The organism is Actinacidiphila sp. DG2A-62 (assembly GCF_035825295.1).
Classification (GTDB): Bacteria; Actinomycetota; Actinomycetes; order Streptomycetales; family Streptomycetaceae; genus Actinacidiphila.
This window is the reverse complement of record NZ_JAYMGI010000002.1, coordinates 3,529,993-3,550,291: the sequence shown is the minus strand read 5'-3', so window position 1 is coordinate 3,550,291 and position 20,299 is coordinate 3,529,993. Positions and strand designations below refer to the sequence as shown.

Genomic DNA, 20,299 nt, shown 5'->3' with positions numbered 1-20,299 from the left:
AGCGCGTCGTGCGGGCGGGCGTCGTGCGGGCGGACGGAGGGGTGCGGAGGCGCCGGGCGCGGCGCGTTGCCGGATCGGACCGGGGGGACGGTCCAGGTCAGCGGAAGAGGGCGTGGCGCGGGTGCGACAGGCTCAGGCGCGGGCGGCGTTTCTGCCGCCCGTGCTCGTGACCGTGCCGGCGCCGCGCCGGTGCGCCGGGCGGCACGGGGAACGACGCCACGGGCAGCGGACCCCATGCGGGCCAGAACAGGTCCGTGCGGAACAGCTCCCGGACCAGCCGCCGTTGGGCGTCCGTCTCCAGTTCGTCCCGCAGCGCGCCGCCGCGCAACACCGCGTCGGGGCCCAGCAGCGCCTGCACGAAGGCGATCGCGCCGGAGGTGTCGCCGTGGTCCAGGCGCGCGCGGACGTCGGAGAGGCAGTCCGGCGTGCGGTGCGCCTCGTCGATCGCGCGCAGGCAGGCCAGCGGGGTGCCGGTGAGCGCGACCAGGAGTTCCTCGCACCGCAGTTCGTCCGGATCGTGGTCGAGCGCGGTCAGCACGCCATCGACCGGTCCGATCCGGTGCAGCGCGCCGCCGCACTCCACCAGCCGCGTCGAGTCCGGGGAGCGGTCGGGCGCGGCCCTGCGCGCCGGCGAGCGGTCGGGCGCCAACGCCGCGGCCACCAGCGGGTGGAGGGCCGCGGCATCGATCACGCCGGCCCGCAGCAGCACGAGATCGGGCGGCGTCCACGTCGCGGCGTCCGGCAGCACCGGCAGGCCGCGTACGGCGCGCCGCGTCGTCGCCTCGAAGATCCGTACGCCGCCGGGGCGTTCGGCTTCGGCATCACCGTCCCCGCGATCACCGTCCCCGCGGCCCTCGCCTGGCCCGTACGGCTCCATCAGCAGCCGCCGACGACCGGCCCGTACGGCCACCGGGCCCGCGGGCCGTCCATCGGCGCGCAGCAGGATCGCCGCCTCGGCCGCCCACCGGTCGACGGCGAGCCCGTCGTCGAAGTCGCCGGGCCTGCCGGGGAGTTCGGGCGCGGGCAGATCGGCCCCTGAGCGGGACCGCAGCTCACCGGCCCGCCGCGCGTCCCACAGATGCCGGTGCAGGTCGAGGCGGAAGCGGCGGTTCGGATGGGGATGCGGGTGGCGGCGCGCGGCGGCGTCGGGGCGCGCGGCGTCCCACAGCGCGAGGGTGATCCGCTGGCCGGCGTCCGCCCACGCGGGCGGCGTCCTGACCACCAGCCGCAGCGGGGAGGGGAGTGGAGCCGGGCCACCCGCGCCGTACCGCGCGAGTTCGATCGTCAGCCCGGGCCGCAGCAGCCCGTCCGGCGCGATGCGCGGCATGTGCCAGCGCAGCAGATGCGGAGCCAGCGCCCGAAGATCGGCGCGTAGGGCCGCGGCCACGTCGGAGCCCCACGTCCGCGTGACAGCGCGGAGGTTCAGCTCGACATCGACGCCCGCGGCGGCACACGCCCCCGCCCAGTCGCCCACCTCGCGGCGGTCCGTGGCGGTCTCGATCACACGCGGCGGCACAGCGAACTGTCGCACGCGCAACCAGTACGAGGTGCGGGTCTCCCCGCGCGAGGTCCGAACGGCTGTCATCACCGTTCACCTTGCGCGGACGGGACCCCCATTCTGCGAGAGGAGTCAGTCATCGCGGCCACCGTAGCCCCGCCGTGCGGCTGTGCGCCAGCCCTTTGGCTCGGAGCCCGCGCCGCCGTGCGGACGCCCGGTCGCGCCCGGTTGTGCGCCGGGGCAAGTTTGCAGTAGCGAACGATGTGTTGATACTAGCGCGTAGTGCGCATCATAGTGGTCTACCGTCTGACCAGCACAGGTTGTGGCTGGCGCTACGCCTTCCTCGTGTGCCATGATCCCCGCGAGTCCTCCCCTGTTCCGTGGGAGGTGTGTTCGATGAGGAGCACGTAACAGATGCAAAGCCCGATGGGTGCTGACGCGAAGGACCGGATCTTCATGTGGATCTGGCCGTTCTGAGCTGAACGACGGGTGGCCGTTCAGGATCCGGCGGCCCCCGGCGCTTCCAGCCGGGCGCGCATCGCCTCAGCCTCGGGCAATCCGAGCGTGCGGTACACGTCGAACGCCCGCGCGAAATACTCGCGGGCCGCGGCCGCGCCCTGCGTGGCCTCCGTGACCTGACCCAGGCCCTCAAGCGCCCGCCCGATCGCCAGCGGGATGTCGATCTCCTCGCCCACCCGCAGCGCCGCCTCGAACGTCGCCGTCGCGAGCCCGTACTGACGCGAAGCCAACTGCGTGTACGCCGTTCCCACGAGCGCCTGTTGACGCGCGTAGTGATCTCCGATGCGCTCGGAGACATGCTCGGCCATCTGGAAGTTGAGCCGGGCCTCGGCCGGGCTCCCCGCTTCCAGGTAGGTCGTCCCGAGGGAGATCAGGACGTCGGCCTCGCCCCTGGGGTCGCCGGTCTCCCGGTACGTGTCCAGGGCGCGCCGGTAGAAGCCCAGTGCCCGCTCCGTGTCGCCGTCCGCGCGGAACGTCGTCCCGAAGTTGGCGTAGAGATTGGACAGTTCGGGCTTGCCGCCGATCACCCGGACGATGGAGAGGGAGCGCTCGAAATAGCCGCGCGCCTCGTCGGGGCGTCCCATCTGGGAAGCGATCTCGCCGATGTTGTTGAGCGCCCGCACCTGTCCCTGCTTGTCGCCGATCGCCGTCTGGATCTCCAGCGCCGCGCGGAAGCGGTCGGCCGCCTCCTGGTTGCGGCCGGCGTGGGAGAGGGCGATGCCGAGGAGGCGGAGGGTGTCGCCCTCGCCCTTGCGGCTGCCGCCCGCCCGGTGCAGGGCGAGCGCCCGGTCGAAGCACGCCGTCGCCTCGGCGCGGCGGCCGGAGATCAGATGGCACCGGCCCATCTCGAACAGCGCCTGCGCCTGGATGTCCTCACGGCGGTGCCGCTCGCCGATGTCCAGCGCGCGCCGCGCGTGCCGCAGGGCGTCGTCGTGGGCGCCCTGGTTCCACAGCAACGACGCCATCTCGACGGTGAGTTGGCCGGTGGTCGCGTCGTCGCCGCGGTCCTGCGCGAAGGTGAGGGCGGTGGCGTACAGCTCCGCGCCCGCCTCCCACGCGCCCCAGGCCAGGAAGGACTGCGCGAGGACGTGCGGGAAGAGCACGGCGTGGTCGGGGGAGCGGGCCGCCGCGAGCCGCGCCGCGGCCAGCAGGTTCGTACGCTCCAGGTCCAGCCATGCCTCGCCCTCGTCGGCGGTGCGCAGGCCCGCGCCCGGCGGCGTGCCGTCCCGCGCGGGCGCCCTCGGTGCGGCGGCCGTCTGCGCGGCCACCACGGCGGTGTGCACCGGGAGTTGGTCCAGGCGGGGGTGGTGCGGGTGGGCGAGCCGGTCGGCGCGGTGGGCCTGCGCGAGGTAGTGGTCGAGCATCCGCCGCAGCGCCGCGTCGCGCTCCGCGGGGGAGTCCTCGCGCTCGGCGGTGCGCAGTGCGAACTCGCGGACGAGGTCGTGGGCGCGGATGCGGTCGCGCCCGCTCTCCTCGACCAGATGCGCGTCCAACAAGGCGTCTACGCCGCGCCGTACGCGGTCCTCGGGCAGCCCGCCGGGACCGCCGGCCAGCGCCGCGGCGACGTCGACGGCCAGATCGGGGCCGGGGTGCAGCGCGAGGCGGCGGAAGAGGTGCTGCTGGTCGGGCTCCAACTCGGCGTAGCAGAGCCGGAACGCCGCGCCGATGCCGGTCGGTGCGCCGGCCGGGCCGTCGATCTCGTCCAGCACCGAACCCGCCTGTTTCAGCCGGTCCGCGAGGTCCTCGATGTCCCAGCCGACGCGGTGGTGCAGCCGGGCGGCGATCATGCGCAGCCCCAGGGGGTGGCAGCCGCACAGGTCGACCGTGCGGCGCAGCGCCGCCTGGTTTGTGATCCGGCCCCGGCCGACGATCCGGGTGAACAACTGCGCGGCCTGCGCGGGCGACGGCACGTCCAGCGGCAGCGACAGCGCGCCCTCCAGGTCGGTCAGCCGGTGGCGGCTGGTCACCAGGACCGAGCAGCCGGGCGAGCCGGGCAGCAGCGGGCGCACCTGCGCGGCGTCGGCGGCGTCGTCGAGGACCACGACGGCCCGCCGTCTGGCCATCGACTCCCGCCACAGCGCGGCGCGTTCCTCCAGCCCGGCGGGCAGTTTGTCCGGCGCGAGGCCGAGCGCCGTCAGCAGCCCGGACAGCGCGGCCCCCGGGCCGAGCGGTCCCTGCGGACCGTGTGCGCGCAGGTTGAGGTAGAGCCGGTCGGGATGGCGCTCGCGCAGCAGATTGGCGACGCGGACGGCCAACTGGGTCTTGCCGACCCCGGGCATGCCGTGCACGACCGCCAGCGGTAACGCCGTGGGCGTGCCCGGACTGTCCAACTCCGCCACCAGCAGCCGGATCTCCTCCTCGCGGCCGGTGAAGTCGGAGATGTCGCGCAGCAGATTGTCCAGCGGCGCCAGGCGCGGACGGGCCGGCGCGGTGGGCCGCAACAGCTCCTGGTCGCCGCGCAACACCCGTTCGTGCACCGCCTGGAGGGCGCGGCCGGGCTCCAGGCCGAGTTCGTCCAGCAGGCGGCGTCGCGCGGTCCGGTACGCGGCGAGCGCCTCGCCGGGTCTGCCGCACCGGTAGAGCGCGATCATCAGGTCCGCGACCACCGGCTCCACCACCGGGCTGCTCTCGGCCAACTCCTTCAGCTCGCTGATGAGGTGGGCGTGGCGGCCCAGCGACAGCTCCAGCCGGATGCGGGTCTCGGTCGCCTCGCGCAGTTCCTCGCGCAGGCGTTCGCGCACCGACGCCGCCCACAACCCCGTGACATCGGCCAGCGGTTCGGCCCGGCGCAGCGCCTCCGCCTGTCGGAACAGGCGTACCGCGTACTCGGTGTCGCCGCGCTCCACGGCCTGCCGGGCCTGCCGGCACAGCCTGCGGAACTCCAGCAGGTCCACCGAGTCCGGGGCGACCCGGAGCGTGTACATGCGCGGGGAGGAGGCGTCGAGCTGCGGGGCGTCGCCGCCCGCGCCGCGCAGCCGCCCGCGCAGCCGCGAGATGTAACTCTGCAGCGTCTCCACGGCACTTCGCGGCGGGGCGCCGTCCCACACGTGGTCGATGAGCCGGTCCACCGGCACCGCGCGACCCTCGGCCATCAACAGCACGGCCAGAACGCGCCGTTCCTGCGGGGAACCGAGCCGGTGCGCCCGGCCTTGCGCCCAGAGCTCCAAGGGCCCGAGCATCCGTAGTTCCACCTGCGGTCTCCCCGTGCCGATCGTGCCCGATCCGCCCGCCCCCGACGCGGCCCGGCGGCCTGCGGGTGCCGCCCGAGTCAGCAGTGTGGCACGCGCTTTACCACGTACGGCAGAGGACGAGGAGGCGGCGGGAAGGCCCGGAGCGGGGCGTTTCGGCCATTCGGCGACGGCCTGTCCGAAGGACGCCCCGGGCGGCGCGCATTCCGCTTGCGTGCGCGACCCGTGTACGCCCCACCGACCGCGCAGGTGCCGCGCCCCGAGGGGCGGGGGGCCCAGCGGCCCTTCGCCGACGACCGCTTCCCGCAAGGGAGTTGTGCGCCCCCCCGGCGCATCGCCAATCGGCCAATGTTCGTTCGTGTCCACGAGTGCGCCTGTTTGTCCGCGGCCGATCGCGGGGAGACCGAATCGAGGCACGGACGCGGCGCGCTGCGGACACGGCACCGCGCGGCGGACCGACCGGGGCGCCGCGGCAGGCGGGCGGCGCGGGTCCGGGGGAGCGTTGGGGGGCTGCGTGACCCGTGAGGTGGGGAACGACCTGTCGGGGACGGTGCACGGGCCCACCGTGCAGGCGGGCGCGATCCACGGGGACGTGTACTTCGGCGGCGTCGCCGGACCACCGCCCGGCGCGCAGGACCGCGGCACGCACCGCGTGCCGCGCCAACTCCCGGCTGCCCCGAGGCACTTCACCGGCAGGGCGGACGCGCTGGCCGCGCTCGACGCGGCCCACGCGGGGGACGCGGCGCTCGGCGGGGCCGCGGACCCGTCCGACGCCCCCGCGCTCGCGCTGGTCAGCGGACCGCCCGGGGTGGGCAAGACCTCGCTCGCGCTGACCTGGCTGCGGCGGCGCCGGGAGGACTTCCCCGACGGCCAGTTGTACGTCGATCTGCGCGGCAACGTCGCCGGCCTGCCGCCGGTCGCGCCCAGCACGGTGCTGCCGCGCTTCCTGCACGCCCTCGGCGTGCCGCCCGAGCATGTGCCGGCCGAACTCGCCGAGCAGACCGCGCTGTTCCGTACCGTCACCGCCGACCTGCGCATCGCGGTGCTCTGCGACAACGCGCTGTCCGCCGCGCAGGTCCGGGCGCTCGCGCCGGCCGGCGGCGGCAGCGTCTGCGTGGTCACCAGCCGGTGGCAGCTCACCTCGCTGCTGCTGGACGGCGCGGTCATGGTGCCGCTGGAGCCCCTCGACGCCGACGCGGCCGTGGAGTTGCTCGGTCGGATCGCCGGGCCCGAGCGGATCGCCGGCGACGAGGCCGCGGCGTACCGCTTCGTGGCCACCTGCGGCCGGTTCCCGCTGGCGGTGTGCGTCGGCGCGGCGCTGCTGTCCGCCCGGCCGGGATGGACGGTCGCCGACGTCACGGCCGATCTGCTGGCCGCCGGGACGGGCGCGGGTGGTGCCGCGGGTACGGGCGCGGACGCGGCGGCCGGCCGCGCGGAGGGGTCGGTGACCGGCTCCGCGAACGGCGCGGCCGGCGGTGCCGGCAACGCTCCCGCCGACGGCCGCGGCGCCGCGGCCGTGCGCGGCGCCGTCGCAGGTGGCGCTTCCGGCCGCGGCGCCGCCTACGACGCCGCCCTGGACGACGAACACGGCACCGGCACCGAGGAGTTCTCCATGACCGCGAGCCTGGACCAGGCGTACGCCGCGCTGCCGCCGGACGCCGCCCGGCTCTACCGCAGGCTCGGGCTCCACCCGGGACCCGAGTTCGCCGGGGCCGTCGCGCAGGCCGTCGCCGCCGCGCGGCCGCCCGTCGCCGGGGCGCTCGGCACGACCGGCGGGGCGCCCGGACCGCGCGGCGCGGCGCCCGCGCTGGCGGCGCTCGTGGACGCGAACCTGCTCAGCAGCCCGCGGCCCGGCCGCTACCGCTTCCACGACCTGATCCAACGCCACGCCCTCGGCCGGGCGTTCGCCGACGACCCGGAGGCGGTACGCGCCGAGACCGTACGGCGGCTGCTCGACCACTACATGGCGACCGCGGACCGCGCCGATCGCGTGCTCGCGCCACAACGCCACCGGCCGGCACCGGAGTTCGCAGAGGAGACGCCGTGGGCCGGCGGCTCGGGGGCGCCGGACGCCGGGCCCGCGCTGCCGGACGGCGCGGCGGCGCTCGCGTGGTTCGACGCCGAACGCGGAAACCTGGTCGCGGCGCAGCAGTTGGCCGTCGACCAGGGTCTCGACACCGTCGCCTGGCAGCTCGCCGACGCCATGTGGGTCTTCTTCACCTCGCGGCGGCACCTTCCCGACTGGATCACCACGCACGAGGTCGGCGCCGCCGCGGCCCACGCCTGCGGCCACGTCCTCGGCGAGGCGCGGCTGCGCACGGGCCTGGGCGCCGCCCTGCGCGAGGCGGGCCGGCACCGGGAGGCGCTCACCGCGTTCGACCGGGCGGTCGAGCTGCGCCGGGCGATCGGCGACCGCCGCGGGGAGGCCGTGACCCTGCACCACGCCGCGCAAGCCCATCGCGCGCTGGGCGACCTCGGGCGGGCCGGCGACGTGCTGCGGACCGCCCTCGCCCTCCAGGACGAGGCCGGCGCGCCCCGTGACCGGGCCCGCGCCCACGCGGCCCTCGGCGAGATCGCCAGCCTCAGCGGCGCCCACGCCGACGCCCTCGCCCACCTCACGACGGCCCACGCGCTGATCACCACCCCGGCCCCGGCGGTCCCCCCGACCGACCCGCCGCAGCCGCACGTACGCCGGTCGGCGCCCACCGCCCCCGCGCCCGGCGCCCCCGCGCCCGGCGCCCCCGCGCCCGGCGCCCCTGCGCCCGGCGCCGCTTCCGCTCGGCCGGCGGGCCCGGACGACGCCCCCGCGAACCCGCGGGAGAGGGCCGCGCGGGGCGCGGACGTGCCGCGCGAGGGCGCGGGCGAGGCGGATGCGGGCGTGGGCTCACGGGACGCAGGCGCGTCGGGCGTTGGCGCGTCGGGCGCGTCGGGCGCGGATGCGCGAGAGGCTGCGGAGGACGCGGAGGGACGGCGGATCGGCGTGGGGGAGGCGGAGGTAGGCGCGTCGGGCGCGGACGCGGAGGTACCGCGCGAGGGTGCGCCGGAGGCGGAGGCGGAGGCGGAGGCGGAGGCGGAGGTGGACCCGGGGGACGTCGACGAGGGGGACGCGGGCATTGCGGACGCCGCAGGCGGTGCGGTCCGGCCGGACGGGTCGGCCGAGGGCGTCGACGCGGCCGGGCCAGCGCGGGACGCGGGACGCCCGCCCGGCGACCGGCACGCCTCGCTGATCGAGCGGCTGCTCGGCGAGGCGTACGTGCGGGCCGGCGACGACGCCGCGGCGCTCCCGCACCTGCGCGCGGCGCTGGAACAGGAGGCCGCGGCCGGTTCCGCGTACGAGGAAGCGCTCGTCCACGAGGACCTCGCCGCGCTGGCGGAACGCGCCGCCGACCCCGCCGCCGCCCGCGACCACTACGCCCGCGCCGCAGCCCTCTACCGCCGCCTCGGCGCCCTCGACGCCGCGGCCCGCGCCGCCACCCGGTCCCGCACCCCGCCCCCCGCCTGACCGCCTCGGCGCCGTCGCCGCCGCCCTCGGCCCGGCTCCGCCCCCGGCCCGAGCCGCGCATACCCGGGGCCACCGCCGACAACCAGCCTGCGGGAGCTTCCCTCGGGACCCGACTCCGCGCCTGCGGCGCACCGTCACCACGGCCGGCGGCAGGGCAGAGACCGCCCCCGCCGCCCGCTCTCCACACGCGGCGACCGCCCGCACTCACGGCGCGCCCGCCGCCCCCTGTCTCCGCGTCTGCCGTGCACCCGCACGCGTTTCCGGCTCCGGACGGCCCCCGCCCGCGGGGCATCAGCGGGACCGGCTTCCGCGCTCACGGCCCGCCCGCCGCACCGGGCCCGCGCCTGCCGCGCACCCGCGCCCGCTCCCGAGTCCGGGCCGCCCCGGTGGCGGGACGCAGACCGCCCCCGCCGCCCGCTCCCCACACGCGGCGACCGCCCGCGCTCACGGCGCGCCCTCCGCCCGCGGGGCATCAGCGGGACCGGCTTCCGCGCTCACGGCCCGCCCGCCGCACCGGGCCCGCGCCTGCCGCGCTCGTTTCCGGCTCCTGACCGCTCCCCGTTCGCGGAACAGCATCCCTAGCCGGTTCCGCGCCCGTGGCGCACCCATCGCACCCGGGCCCACGCGCGCCGCGCCCGTTTCCGGCTCCGCGCCGGCCCCGCGCGCCGGCGCCCGTGGGTCTGCCGTCGCCCGCGAGGGCCGGCGCGAGGGCTACCGCCACGTGCCGATGTGCGTGCGCATCGGGTACACGTGGCGCAGCGCGGCCAGTTCGGGGCCGGAGACGAAGCCTTCGGAAGCGGAGTCGACGCCGATCTTCCAGCCGGCGAAGAGCACCGCGGACTCCAGCGCCTCGACCGGCTCGCCGGAGGTCAGCCAGACGTGCAGGAAGGACGCGAAGAGCGCGTCGCCCGCGCCGTCGGTGCTGCGGATCGGACGCGGGGTGACCGCCTCGATCCCCACCAGGCGGCCGTCCCGCAGCCCCATGACGCAGCCGTCCGCGCCGCGCCCCACCGCGGCCACCCGGCAGCCGGGATACCGCCGCAGGACCTCCGCGATCCAGTCCTCCGGCCGGCCCGCCAGCCGCTCGTGGCTGCGGAAGAGCACGTCGGCCGCCTCGAACCACGGCCGCTGCTCCTCGTCGTCCATGTCCGCGGCCATGTGCATGTCCACCGCGACCGGCAGCCGCAGCAGCTCCTTCGACACGCTCAGGAACGGCTCGCCGAACGGATGGCTGGTCACCACGGCGAGGTCCGCGGTCACCGCCTGCTCGATGTACCGCTCCATCGGGTAGTCGAACGCGTACTCCGCGGTGAACGAGGTGCGCGCCACCCGGCCGTCCGGCTCCACGAAGATCACCGTCTTGCCCGACTCCTCCGCCTCGACCGTCACCACGCCCCGGCCGTCCAGCCCGCGCCGGCCCAGCGTCGTCCTGATCACCTCGCCCGCGTCGTCCCGCCCGACAAGCGTGCACAACCCCGCCGCGCTGCCCAGACTCGCCAGCGCGCTCGCGACGTTGTAGGCGCCGCCGACCACGGCGCATCGCATCCACGGCGTTCGCCGGAACGGGTTGTACTCCATCGGAAAGCCGTCGACCGGCACCGTCATCGCCAGGCGCGTCGTCCCGACGACCATGATCTGCGGCATGATCTGCCCCTGCCTCCCCCAGCAGTCACCAGCGTGCGGGCGTACTCCCGCAATCAACGAGTGTGCGAGGAGGGGCTGGACGGAACGCTTGCAGCTTCCCTGCGGCCCCCTTGACGCCCCGTCTCCCCGCGGGCCCCTCCACGCCCCGCGCCGCACGGCCGTCGCGCTCCCGTTCGGCCGTAACCGTTGACACTGCCGTGACAACAGCGCAGTATGCGCCCCGGGAGAGCGCTCTCCCGGGGCACTTTCCCGACTCCCCCCACGTATGAGTTGCAGAAGGAGGTCCCATGGCACGCACACGGGGAAAGATCCCCGGACTGCTCGTCGCCCTGGCGCTCGTCACCGGCGGAGGCGGCGCACTGCTGACCGCCAACGCCTCGGCGAGCACGCCGGGTTCGGGCACGGCGGCGAAGTCGGCCGCCGTGTCGAAGGGTTCGGCCGACGCGAAGGGCGGGGCCGGCTCCTCGGCGATGACGTCGATGAACATGGCCGCGGTCGCCCCGCACGCCTCCGGCGACGACCCCGACGGCGACGGCTACATCTACGCCAATCCGCCGGTCACCGGCGTCACCCCGTCCACCTACGACCCGCCGCACGCGTACTTCCACGAGTTCCAGGCCAAGTGCGCGCCCCACCACACCGCGCCGGACGACCCGATCGTCTTCCCCGGCCAGCCCGGCGCCTCGCACGACCACACCTTCATGGGCAACGTCAGCACCAACGCCAACTCGACCACCGCGTCCCTGGAGGCGGCGAGCGGCACCGCGTGCCTGGCGCCCGGCGACAAGTCGGCCTACTGGATGCCGAGTCTGTACAACGGCAGCCAGAAGATCCTGCCCATCGGCCCGCAGACCATCTACTACAAGTCGGGCGTCAACGACTACACCAGTGTGCGCCCGTTCCCCAAGGGCCTGCGCTTCGTGGTCGGCAACCCCATGCAGAGCGAGGACGAGTTCAAAAACCTCAAGGGGACCGTCGAGGGCTGGGAGTGCGGCACCAGCTACAAGAACTACGACTTCCCGGCCAGTTGTCCCAGCACCCCTGACACGCAGCTCAACATCCGCCTCCAGGCCCCGAGTTGCTGGGACGGCATCCACCTGGACGTGCCGGACCACAAGAGCCACATGGCGTACCCGATCGCGACCGGGGCGAACCAGAACGTCTGCCCGGCCGACCACCCGGTGGCCCTGCCGATGATCGAGTTCAAGATGGCGTGGCCGGTCAACGGCGACATGTCGCAGGTGCACCTGTCCAGCGGCGCCGGCTTCTCCTTCCACTACGACTTCTTCGCCGACTGGGACACCGCCACCCAGTCCGCCATGGTCACCCACTGCATCAACGGCGGTCTGCAGTGCGACGACCACGGCTACGACCAGTCGCAGCCCGGCAAGGGCGCGGTGCTCGACAGCAACTACCAGCTGATCCACTGACCCGCCCGGCGTCTCTCCCGGGCGGGTTCTTCGGCCCGTCCGGGAGAGCGCTCTCCCTCGCCTGCCGGGTTCAGCCGCCGGGCTCAGCCGCCGGGCTCAGCCGCCGGGCTCAGCCGCCGGCTCAGCTGCGGGGCTCGGGCGCCGCCGGCGTCAGGTGCAGCGGCAGGGTCAGCGGGCCGCGGACGAACACGCCGGTCTCCGGCGGGGCGTGGCCCTCGGCGAAGTCGATCTCGGCGAAGGCGTCCAGGAGCTGGTTGGCGCCGACCTCCACCTCGGCCTTGGCGAGCAGGGCGCCGACGCAGAAGTGCCGGCCGAGCGCGAAGGCGAGGTGGTCGGCCGCCGCGCTGAAGGCGTTCGCGGTGGTCAGGTCGGTGCGGAAGACGTCATACGCGTCGGGGTCCGCGAAGTGTGTCTCGTCGCGGTTGGCCGCGCCGATCAGGCAGGTGACCGTGGCGCCCGCCGGGATCGTGCCGCCGCTCACCTCGACGTCCTCGGCCGGCTGCCGCATGATCATCTGCAGTGGCGGGCTGTGCCGCAGGGACTCGGCGAAGGCCGCGGGCACCAGCGTGCGGTCCGCGCGCACCGCCGCCAACTGGTCCGGATTCGCCAGCAGGTTGCGGAACATCCCGGCGATCGCCTTGTCGGTGGTCTCGCCGCCGGCCGACAGCAGCAGGCTGACGAACGACGTGATGTCCTGGTCGGTCATCCGGGTGCCGTCGACCTCGGCGGTGCACAGGCTGGACAGCAGGTCGTCGCCGGGACGCGCGCGCCGCTCGGCGATCAACGGCAGCAGGTAGGCGCGTAGTTCGGCGCCCGCGCGCAGGCCCGCCTCGGCGACCGCCGGGTCCTGGGTGAGGTTGGCGAAGAACCCCACCACCGCCTCGTACCACGCGTGGAAGCGGTCGTGGTCGGAGCGGTCCAGGCCGAGCATGTCGACGATGACGTTGACCGGGAAGCGCGTCGCGAACTGGTCGACCAGCTCGGCGCGTTCGTGGCCGCGGAAGGCGTCGATCAGCTCCCGGGCGTTGCGCTCGATCACCGGCAGGAAGCGCTCGCGCAGCTCCCGGCCGCGGAAGGCGGGGGCGACCAGCGCCCGGCGCACCGCGTGCTCGTGGCCGCTCATCTGCGCGATGGTCCGGCCGCCGTGCACCGGCTCCAGCTGCCAGCCGTAGTTGTCGGTGGTGAACACCGGGTCGCGGAAGGCCCGTTCGACGTCGTCGTAGCGCGACAGCAGCCAGCTGCCGGTGCCCTCGTGGTAGTGCAGCGGGTAGTGCGCGCGCAGCACGCGGTAGGCGGGGTACGGGTCCGCGGCGAACTCCGGCGACAGGATGTCGGGCGGCGGCGGTGGCGGGGTCGCGCGGGTCGCGTGCACGGTCACGGTGCGCCTCCTGGCGGGCGGACGCGGACGGACTGACGGGCGGGCAGGCAGGCAGACGGCAGACGGGCGGGCGGGCCGGAGCCCGGCAGACGCTAGGGCACCGCCCCACCGCCGTCCAGGTCCGGCCCGCCCGCAAGGGCGCGATCCGGCCGTCGCCCGCGGCGTCAGGCCAGGGAGGCCGCCCACTGCTCGATCGTGACGACGTCGGCCTGCCGCGGGAACACCTTCTCGGTGAGCACCCGGTGCACCTCCTCGTCCGCGTCGGCGCAGCCGTCGGACAGCACGGTCAGCGCGTAGTCCAGGTCGGCGGCCTGGCGCAGGGTGGAGAGCACCACGCCGCTGGTGGCGACGCCGGCGAGCACCAGGTGCTCGTAGCCGCGGGCCCGCAGCACCGTCTCCAGGCCGCTGCCGGTGAACGCGCTGACCCGCTTCTTGGTCACCACCACCTCGCCGTCGCGCGGCGCGACATCGGGGTGCGGGTCGGCGTTGGGGTCGGCGGGGGTGAAGGCGTCGCCGACGGCCAGCGCGCTGAAGTTCTTGTTGGCGGGGCTGATCTCGGGGTGTCCGGGGCGGAAGCCGATCAGCACGTGGACCACCGGCACGCCCGCGGCGCGCGCGGCGTCCACCGCCGTGGCCAGCCGCTTGGTGTAGCCGGCGTCCTCGACGCGGCCGACGATGCCTTTCTGTACGTCCATCACGAGCAGTGCGGTCTTGGAGGTCATGGTCGTGCGGCCTTTCGGATCAGGTGAGCTGGGGTTCGGGTGGACTGAGAGGTCAGGCGGGCTGACAGGTCAGGCGGGCTGACAGGTCAAGCGGGCCGAGCTCCTGGGGAGTTCAGGACTCCTCGGTGCGTACGCGGGACAGCGACCGGTCAGCCGCGGTGACCGCGAGGAAGCCCGCCGCGACGACCACCAGGAACCAGGCCAGGTGGTGCAGCCCGCCGGTGTCGGCGCGGTCGGTGAAGAAGGCGCCGCTCGCCGCGGAGGCGACGATCGCGCCCAGATAGCCGAAGGTGCGCAGCAGTCCCGCGGAGGAGCCGATGCGCTCCGGATCGGCCTGGAAGTAGACCGAGTTCTGCAGCGCGAGGCTGTTCAGGCCCTGCGGGACGCCGAAGACGACGGCCACCGCGATCAGCAGCCACACCGGGCTGTGACCGCCCAGGAGCAGCAGCATCGCGCACGCGACGACCTGGAACGCCGAGCCGACCAGCAGCTTGCGGCGGATCTCCGGCCGCCGCCCGGTGGTCGTGGAGATCGCGATGGCCACGGCGAACAGCGGGAGTTGGGCGAGGCCGGCCTGGGAGGCGGACAGCCCGCGGCCGTCCTCCATCCACTGCGTGTAGCCGTAGAGGTAGGCGTACGAGACCACGTAGGCCAGTAGCGCGCGGACGTAGGTGGTGACCAGCGGGCGGTTGCCCGCGAGCACCCGCAGATCGATGAACGGCTGAGTGGACACGCGCAGTTCGCGTATCCAGAAGCCGGCGCCCGCGGCGGCGGTGAGCAGCAGCAGGTAGCCGTGCGACAGCCGCGGGTCCATCAGGAACAGCAGCAGCGTGACCAGCGTGGCGGCGAACAGGGCCATCCCCGGCAGGTCGAGCCCGGCCGGCACCCGTATCCGCGGCCGGGACCCGGCACGCGCCCGGCCGTCCGCCGCCCGCCGGTCCGGGGCCGCGCCGCCGTCCGCCGCCTCGGCCCTGCCCGGGGTGGCGGGCAGCCGGCGGGCGCCGAGGTAGAGGCCGGCCAGTGCCAGCGGGATGTTGACCGCGAAGGTCGCCCGCCAGCCGCCGATGCTGATGAGCAGGCCGCCGAGCGACGGCCCGATCACCGAGATGGTCTGGGTGGTGACCGCCAGCGCGGTCAGCACGCCGGTCGGGCTCTTGTGCCCGGTGCGCGCGGCCTCGCTGCGGATCAGGTACATCGCCGCGGGGTAGCCCGCGCAGGTGCCGAAGCCGAGCACCACCCGGGCCGCGACCAGCACGCCGAGGTTCGGCGCCAGCACGCCGAGGACGCCGGCCACGCCGGCCAGCGCGGTGCCGGTCAGGAACAGCCGGCGCGGTCCGTACAGGTCGATCAGCCGGCCGACCACCGGCTGGCCTATCGAGGTCGCCAGGTACAGCGCCGAGACCAGCCACGCCGTCTGCGAGGGCGGCGCGCCGAACGCGGCGCCGATCGGCACCAGCGACACGGCGATGATCGAGGAGTTGATCGGGTTGAGCACCGAGCCGAGCATCATCGGCGGCAGCAGCCGCCGGTCGAACCGGTCGGCCGTGGTGTCCCCGCTGTGCCGCGCGGCCGTCTGCGCGGTCACGCCCGCGCCAGCCTCTCCAGCAGCGCCAACCCGGTGAGCAGCGCCTGCCGTTCGTCCTCGGTGAAGCGCGCGTCGAGGGTGCGGGTGATCCACTCCTCGTCCGAGCGCCGCCGGCCCTCGACGTAACCGCGGCCCTCGGCCGTCAGCGACACCAGCTGCCGGCGGCCGTCGGCCGGGTCGGGTCGGCGGGCGACCATCCCGCGCTCCTCCAACGCGGCGACGGTGGCCGCCATGGACTGCGGTCTGACGTGCTCGGTCGCGGCCAGCGCGCTGGTGGACGCGTCGCCGATGGCGAGCAGCCGGGCGAGCACCGACCGCTGGGAGGGGGTCAGTTCGCGCTGGTCGTACTCCTGGCGCAGCCTGACCCGCAGCCGGCTGAAGACCACGCGGACGTCCTGCGCGGCCCGCAGCGCGGAGGCGGAGGGCCCGCTCGGCGCGGCAGAACCCGGCGCCTCGGGCCCCGGCGCGTCCAGGTCCGGCGCGGCAGAACCCGGCGCCTCGGGTTCCGGCGTGGCGTCCGGTCCGGGTACGGCGTCGGGCCCGCCCGCGGCGTCCGGCAGGGTTCCGGTGGTCTGTTCCATGCGTCCACGGTAGATCGCCAGCCCAGACTGTGCAAATGAACCTTAGTAGTTTGCCTGCTGATGCACGTGCCGCATACGCCCAGGTGCACTGCGTGTACGACCGGGTGCGTGGCAACCGGTCACGCAGCGTCCGTGGTTGTTCACGGAACCCACCCCAGGGGTGCTTGTGTGGGCTCCGGCCGACTCCCTATCGTCCGTCCATGACGATTCCCACCGAGAACATCGGCAGCATTCCGCGGCCCCCGGCCCTGCTGAAAGCGCTTGCCGACCACGCCGGCGGCGCGTTAGGAGATGCCGACCTGGCCAAGCTCCAGGAGCAGGCCGTGATCGACACGCTGAGCCGGCTCGAAGCGCTCGGCGCGCCCGTCCTGGTCGACGGCGAGCAGTCCAAGCCGAGCTTCGCGACCTACCCCCTCGCAGGGCTGACCACCCTCGACCCCGAGGGCGCGGTGATCCCGTTCGCCGACGGCCACACCCGCCAGCTGCCCGCCCTGACCCAGGGCCCGTTCCGCTACCAGGTGCACGCCGACAGCTACCTGGCCGCGGCGAAGCGGCACACCACGCTTCCGGTCAAGCAGGCGGTGATCGCGCCGTCCGCGCTGAGCCTGCTCTACCCGGCGGCCGGCATCGACGGCTACCCGCGCGAGCAGTTCATCGCCGATCTGGTCGACGAGGCGGAGGCCGACATCCGCGGCGCGCTCGACGGCGGCGCCCACGATGTCCAACTCGACTTCACCGAGGGCCGCCTCAGCCTCAAGCTCGACCCCAGCGGCGGTCTGCTGGACGACTTCGTGGCGCTCAACAACCAGGTGCTGGAACGCTTCTCTGCCGACGAGCGGTCCCGGATCGGCGTGCACACCTGCCCCGGCGGCGACCAGGACAGCACGCACAGCGCCGACGTCGACTACGCCGATCTGCTGCCGAAGCTCTTCCAGCTCAAGGCCGGCAACTTCTACGTGCAGTTGGCCAGCGAGGCCGACCCCGATCGGGTGCTGGCCGTCATCGCCCAGCATCTGCCGTCCGACGCCCGGGTGTTCGTCGGCGTGATCGACCCGATCGACCCCCGGGTGGAGACCGCGGAGGAGGTGCGCGACCGGGTGCTCGCCGCGGCCCGGCACCTCCCGGTGGAGCGGCTCGGCACCTGCGACGACTGCGGGTTCTCGCCGTTCGCCGACGACACCTCCACCTCGCGCGACCTCGCCTTCGCCAAGATCGAGGCCCGGCTGCGCGGCACCGCGCTCGCCGCCGAGGCGCTCGGGGTCTGATCGCAGAACGGAACGTCCCGCGGTCCGGCCAGTACCGACCCCCGTGCCATACCGGCCGAACCGCGGGACGCCCAGGGCGGCTCCGCCGCTATGCCGCGCCGGTCTGCGGCTCCGGGGCCTGGCCCGGACGCCGCGCCGGTACGTGGGCGGGCCGCGGCTCGGCGGCCGGCAGTTGGACGTCGTACGCGGCGGCCACCACCGACCGCTCGCGCCACAGGTCGTACAGCGCGCGGGCGAAGATGTACGAGCCCAGCACATTGGCGATGAAGTGCCACCACACGCGGTACGTGACCAGGCCGGGGCCCGGGTCGAGCTGGCCGAACCAGGTGGACAGGCCGATCGCGCGGGTCGCGCCGAACCACACCGACAGCGTCAGCGACAGGTGCTCCAGGCCGTGGATGCCCTGCATCCACACGCCCATCGTGCCCCAGCGCCGCGACCTGAGATGGCGGGTGTGGGTGGTGATCACCATGACCGCGGCCATGCCGGCGAGGAAGATGAAGTTCCCCGTCAGGTGCAGGATCTCCATGCCCAGGGTGGGCTTGGAGGTGTCCACCACGTTGTAGCCGTTGGCCAGGCCGGTGCCCCAAGGTGTCATCCACGCCGGGTCGTTGGGGTGGCCGATCCAGTAGCCGGCCTGCGCCACGTGCTCCTGCAGGTGGCCGATCTGGCCGATCACGCCGATCACGATGGTCGCCGCGCTGGCGCGGAAGACCCACGGCCTGCGGACCGGCCCGCGGTTGGCCCACCACAGGCCGAACACCGCGGCCCACATCACCACCGCCCACAGCAGCAGGAGTATCGCGCCGAGTTTGTCCCAGCCGTCGGCGTGAGCGGCATGTCCGGCCGGCATGCCGGGCATTGCTGGCATCCGGAGCATAAGCGTCCCCCAATACGTCGTCACCAGGGTGAGTTCAGGAAGTCACGCCGTGTGCGCCCGGCGGCATACGCCAACAAGGTAGGGCGGCCCGTGGGACCTGCGTTTCTTCGAGACTGCCCTTCATGCGGGTTTCCGCCGCCGGGGCATTCCGCTTGCCCGTAGGGTGACGTGCCCTGACGTTTCGTGGCCGACGGTGTGGCGGGTGTGGTCGGCGGTGCGGCCGGGACGCCGCTCGGGGGTCGGCCGGCGGCGCGGCGGAGGGTACGGCCGCGGGTGCGCTCAGCGCAGCAGCGCCTCGACGGCGGCGACCACCACCGCGCGCTGGTGGTCCGCGTCGTCCGCACCCCCCGCGCCGGTGGCGATCGCGTCGTACTCCGGCACGTTGGAGCTCCAGAAGCCCGACAGGTGCAGCACCAGGCCGAGCAGGTCGACGGGCGAGAAGCGGGCCGGAATCAGGCCGGCCTCCTGGGCGGCGGCGATGGCGCGGACCTTGGCCGCGTTGCTCTCCATGACCACCGGCAGCAGGGTGCCGCTGCCCGCCCGCTCCAGCCGGTACCAGGTCGCCAGCCGCTGCACGTACGGCCGCGCGCGGTACGAGTCGTGCAGCCGTCCCGCGTACTCCGGCAGGTTCGCCGGGTCGATCGGCACGGCGTCCACGGTCTCCCGGCACATGGCGTCGAAGACCGCGTCGAACAGGCCGTCCTTGCTGCCGAAGTAGTGGTAGATCTGCGCCTTGTTGCTCCTGGCCGCCGCCGCGATCCGGTCGACCCGGGCGCCCGCGATGCCGTACGCGGCGAACTCCTGCGTCGCCGCGTCGAGCAGCCGGCGGCGGGTGGCTTCGGCGTCCCTGGTGGTCATGGCTCCCACCGTATCAACTAACCGGACAGTTGACAGTTGTCGCGGGGCGAGGTTCCATGGAGGTGTTGCTAATCAACTGGTTAGTAAGAAGCGAGTCCGGGTGGGCGGCCCGGGAGCGGAGGAGCGGTCATGTCCGCAGATGTGGGTACGAATGGTTCTGTCTTCCTGGTCAGCGGGGCGTCGCGCGGGCTCGGCCGGGAGATCGTGCGGGCCGCGCTGGCGGCCGGGCACCGTGTCGTCGCCGGTGTGCGCGATCTCTCCTCGCTGGACGACCTGGCGGCGGCGGACGGCGGCGACCGGCTCGTCGTCGTCCCCCTGGACGTGACCGACCCGGCCGCCGCGCGCGCGGCCGTCGCGACCGCCGTCGACCGCTTCGGCCGCCTGGACGTGCTGGTCAACAACGCGGGTTACGCCACGCTGGCGTCCGTCGAGGACATGACCGACGAGGACTTCCGCGCGCAGGTCGAGACCAATCTCTTCGGGGTCGTCCACCTCACCCGGGCCGCGCTGCCGGTGCTGCGCGAGCAGCGCGCGGGGCACGTCGTGCAGGTGTCGTCGGTCGGCGGCCGGCTGGCCACGCCGGGTCTGTCGGCGTACCAGACGGCGAAGTGGGGGGTCGGCGGGTTCTCGTCGGTGCTGGCGCGGGAGGTCGGGCCGCTGGGGGTCAAGGTCACGGTGCTGGAGCCCGGGGGGATGCGGACGGACTGGGCGGGGGCGTCGATGCGGGTGGAGCCGGTGCGGGAGGAGTACGCGGGGACGGTGGGGGCGAGTGCGGCGATGCACGCGCCGGAGTCGACGGCGGCGAATGATCCGGTGAAGGTCGCGCGGCTGGTTCTCGAGGTGGTGGGGCTGGAGGAGCCGCCGCTGCGGCTTCTGGTCGGGCCGGAGGCGTATGCGTATGCGACGGCGGCGGGGCGGGAGCTGCTCGCGAGCGACGAGCGGTGGCGGGAGCTGAGCGAGTCCACGGCGGCGGACGACGCGACGCCGGCCCAGCTCGACCCCCTGTCCCAGGCAAGCTGACGCTGCGCGCTGCGTTGCCCTGGCCGGGTGCGGCTGCGTTGCGGTGACGCTGGGCGCTGGGCGCTGGGCGCTGGGCGCTGGGCGCTGGCCTGGCCGGGTGCGCTGCGTTGCGGTGTGGGTCGGGGTCGTCCCGGGGGTATCTCCTCGGACTTCGAAAGTGGCGGGTTTCGTTGCCTGGTTTCTGCCGGTGTTGTTTTCGAAGTCCTGCGGGGACACCCCCGGACCGCCC

Annotated in this window: 13 protein-coding genes; 4 read left to right on the top strand and 9 right to left on the bottom strand. The window is 74.6% G+C overall.

Features of this window, described 5'->3' with window-relative positions:
- Positions 1-97: 97 nt before the first annotated feature.
- A complete protein-coding gene (locus VSR01_RS15520; RefSeq protein WP_326449792.1) occupies positions 98-1,585 on the bottom strand; it encodes a hypothetical protein in 1,488 nt (495 codons plus the stop codon).
- A 410-nt stretch (positions 1,586-1,995) separates the two neighbouring features.
- On the bottom strand, positions 1,996-5,184 hold the full coding sequence (locus VSR01_RS15515) for an AfsR/SARP family transcriptional regulator (RefSeq protein ID WP_326449791.1): 3,189 nt from the start codon (positions 5,182-5,184) through the stop codon (positions 1,996-1,998).
- Between the two features lie 535 nt (positions 5,185-5,719).
- On the opposite strand from VSR01_RS15515, the gene VSR01_RS15510 reads away from it, so the two are divergent.
- A complete protein-coding gene (locus tag VSR01_RS15510; protein WP_326449790.1) occupies positions 5,720-8,707 on the top strand; it encodes a tetratricopeptide repeat protein in 2,988 nt (995 codons plus the stop codon).
- A 711-nt stretch (positions 8,708-9,418) separates the two neighbouring features.
- Here the strand turns inward: VSR01_RS15510 and VSR01_RS15505 are convergent.
- Positions 9,419-10,351, bottom strand: coding sequence for a carbohydrate kinase family protein (locus VSR01_RS15505; protein ID WP_326449789.1), 933 nt, complete (start codon positions 10,349-10,351; stop codon positions 9,419-9,421).
- A 287-nt stretch (positions 10,352-10,638) separates the two neighbouring features.
- Here VSR01_RS15505 and VSR01_RS15500 point away from each other — a divergent pair, with 287 nt between their 5' ends.
- On the top strand, positions 10,639-11,781 hold the full coding sequence (locus VSR01_RS15500; protein WP_442785471.1) for a DUF1996 domain-containing protein: 1,143 nt from the start codon (positions 10,639-10,641) through the stop codon (positions 11,779-11,781).
- Between the two features lie 121 nt (positions 11,782-11,902).
- Here the strand turns inward: VSR01_RS15500 and VSR01_RS15495 are convergent, their stop codons facing one another.
- The 4 genes from VSR01_RS15495 to VSR01_RS15480 all read right to left on the bottom strand — a co-directional run bounded on the left by VSR01_RS15495 (position 11,903) and on the right by VSR01_RS15480 (position 16,047).
- On the bottom strand, positions 11,903-13,159 hold the full coding sequence (locus tag VSR01_RS15495) for a cytochrome P450 (RefSeq protein WP_326449788.1): 1,257 nt from the start codon (positions 13,157-13,159) through the stop codon (positions 11,903-11,905).
- Between the two features lie 164 nt (positions 13,160-13,323).
- Positions 13,324-13,881: a cysteine hydrolase family protein gene (locus tag VSR01_RS15490; RefSeq protein ID WP_326449787.1), complete on the bottom strand. Its 558-nt coding sequence runs from the start codon at positions 13,879-13,881 to the stop codon at positions 13,324-13,326.
- 112 nt (positions 13,882-13,993) lie between these two features.
- Positions 13,994-15,466 carry an MFS transporter gene (locus tag VSR01_RS15485; RefSeq protein WP_326449786.1) on the bottom strand — a complete coding sequence of 491 codons (1,473 nt, stop codon included), beginning with the start codon at positions 15,464-15,466 and terminating at the stop codon, positions 13,994-13,996.
- Positions 15,463-16,047 carry a MarR family winged helix-turn-helix transcriptional regulator gene (locus tag VSR01_RS15480; RefSeq protein ID WP_326449785.1) on the bottom strand — a complete coding sequence of 195 codons (585 nt, stop codon included), beginning with the start codon at positions 16,045-16,047 and terminating at the stop codon, positions 15,463-15,465. Before VSR01_RS15480 ends, VSR01_RS15485 begins: the two co-directional genes overlap by 4 nt.
- Before the next feature lie 200 nt (positions 16,048-16,247).
- Here VSR01_RS15480 and VSR01_RS15475 point away from each other — a divergent pair, with 200 nt between their 5' ends.
- Positions 16,248-17,312 carry a cobalamin-independent methionine synthase II family protein gene (locus VSR01_RS15475; protein WP_326449784.1) on the top strand — a complete coding sequence of 355 codons (1,065 nt, stop codon included), beginning with the start codon at positions 16,248-16,250 and terminating at the stop codon, positions 17,310-17,312.
- Between the two features lie 88 nt (positions 17,313-17,400).
- Here VSR01_RS15475 and VSR01_RS15470 read toward each other — a convergent pair whose 3' ends face one another.
- Both VSR01_RS15470 and VSR01_RS15465 read right to left on the bottom strand, forming a co-directional pair.
- Positions 17,401-18,183: a DUF6008 family protein gene (locus VSR01_RS15470; RefSeq protein WP_326449783.1), complete on the bottom strand. Its 783-nt coding sequence runs from the start codon at positions 18,181-18,183 to the stop codon at positions 17,401-17,403.
- A 288-nt stretch (positions 18,184-18,471) separates the two neighbouring features.
- Positions 18,472-19,050 (bottom strand): TetR family transcriptional regulator, encoded by a 579-nt coding sequence (locus tag VSR01_RS15465; protein ID WP_326449782.1) that lies wholly within the window; start codon positions 19,048-19,050, stop codon positions 18,472-18,474.
- Between the two features lie 129 nt (positions 19,051-19,179).
- Here VSR01_RS15465 and VSR01_RS15460 point away from each other — a divergent pair, with 129 nt between their 5' ends.
- Positions 19,180-20,070, top strand: a complete 891-nt coding sequence (locus tag VSR01_RS15460) for an SDR family NAD(P)-dependent oxidoreductase (RefSeq protein WP_326449781.1) — start codon at positions 19,180-19,182, stop codon at positions 20,068-20,070.
- The last annotated feature ends 229 nt before the right edge of the window (positions 20,071-20,299 follow it).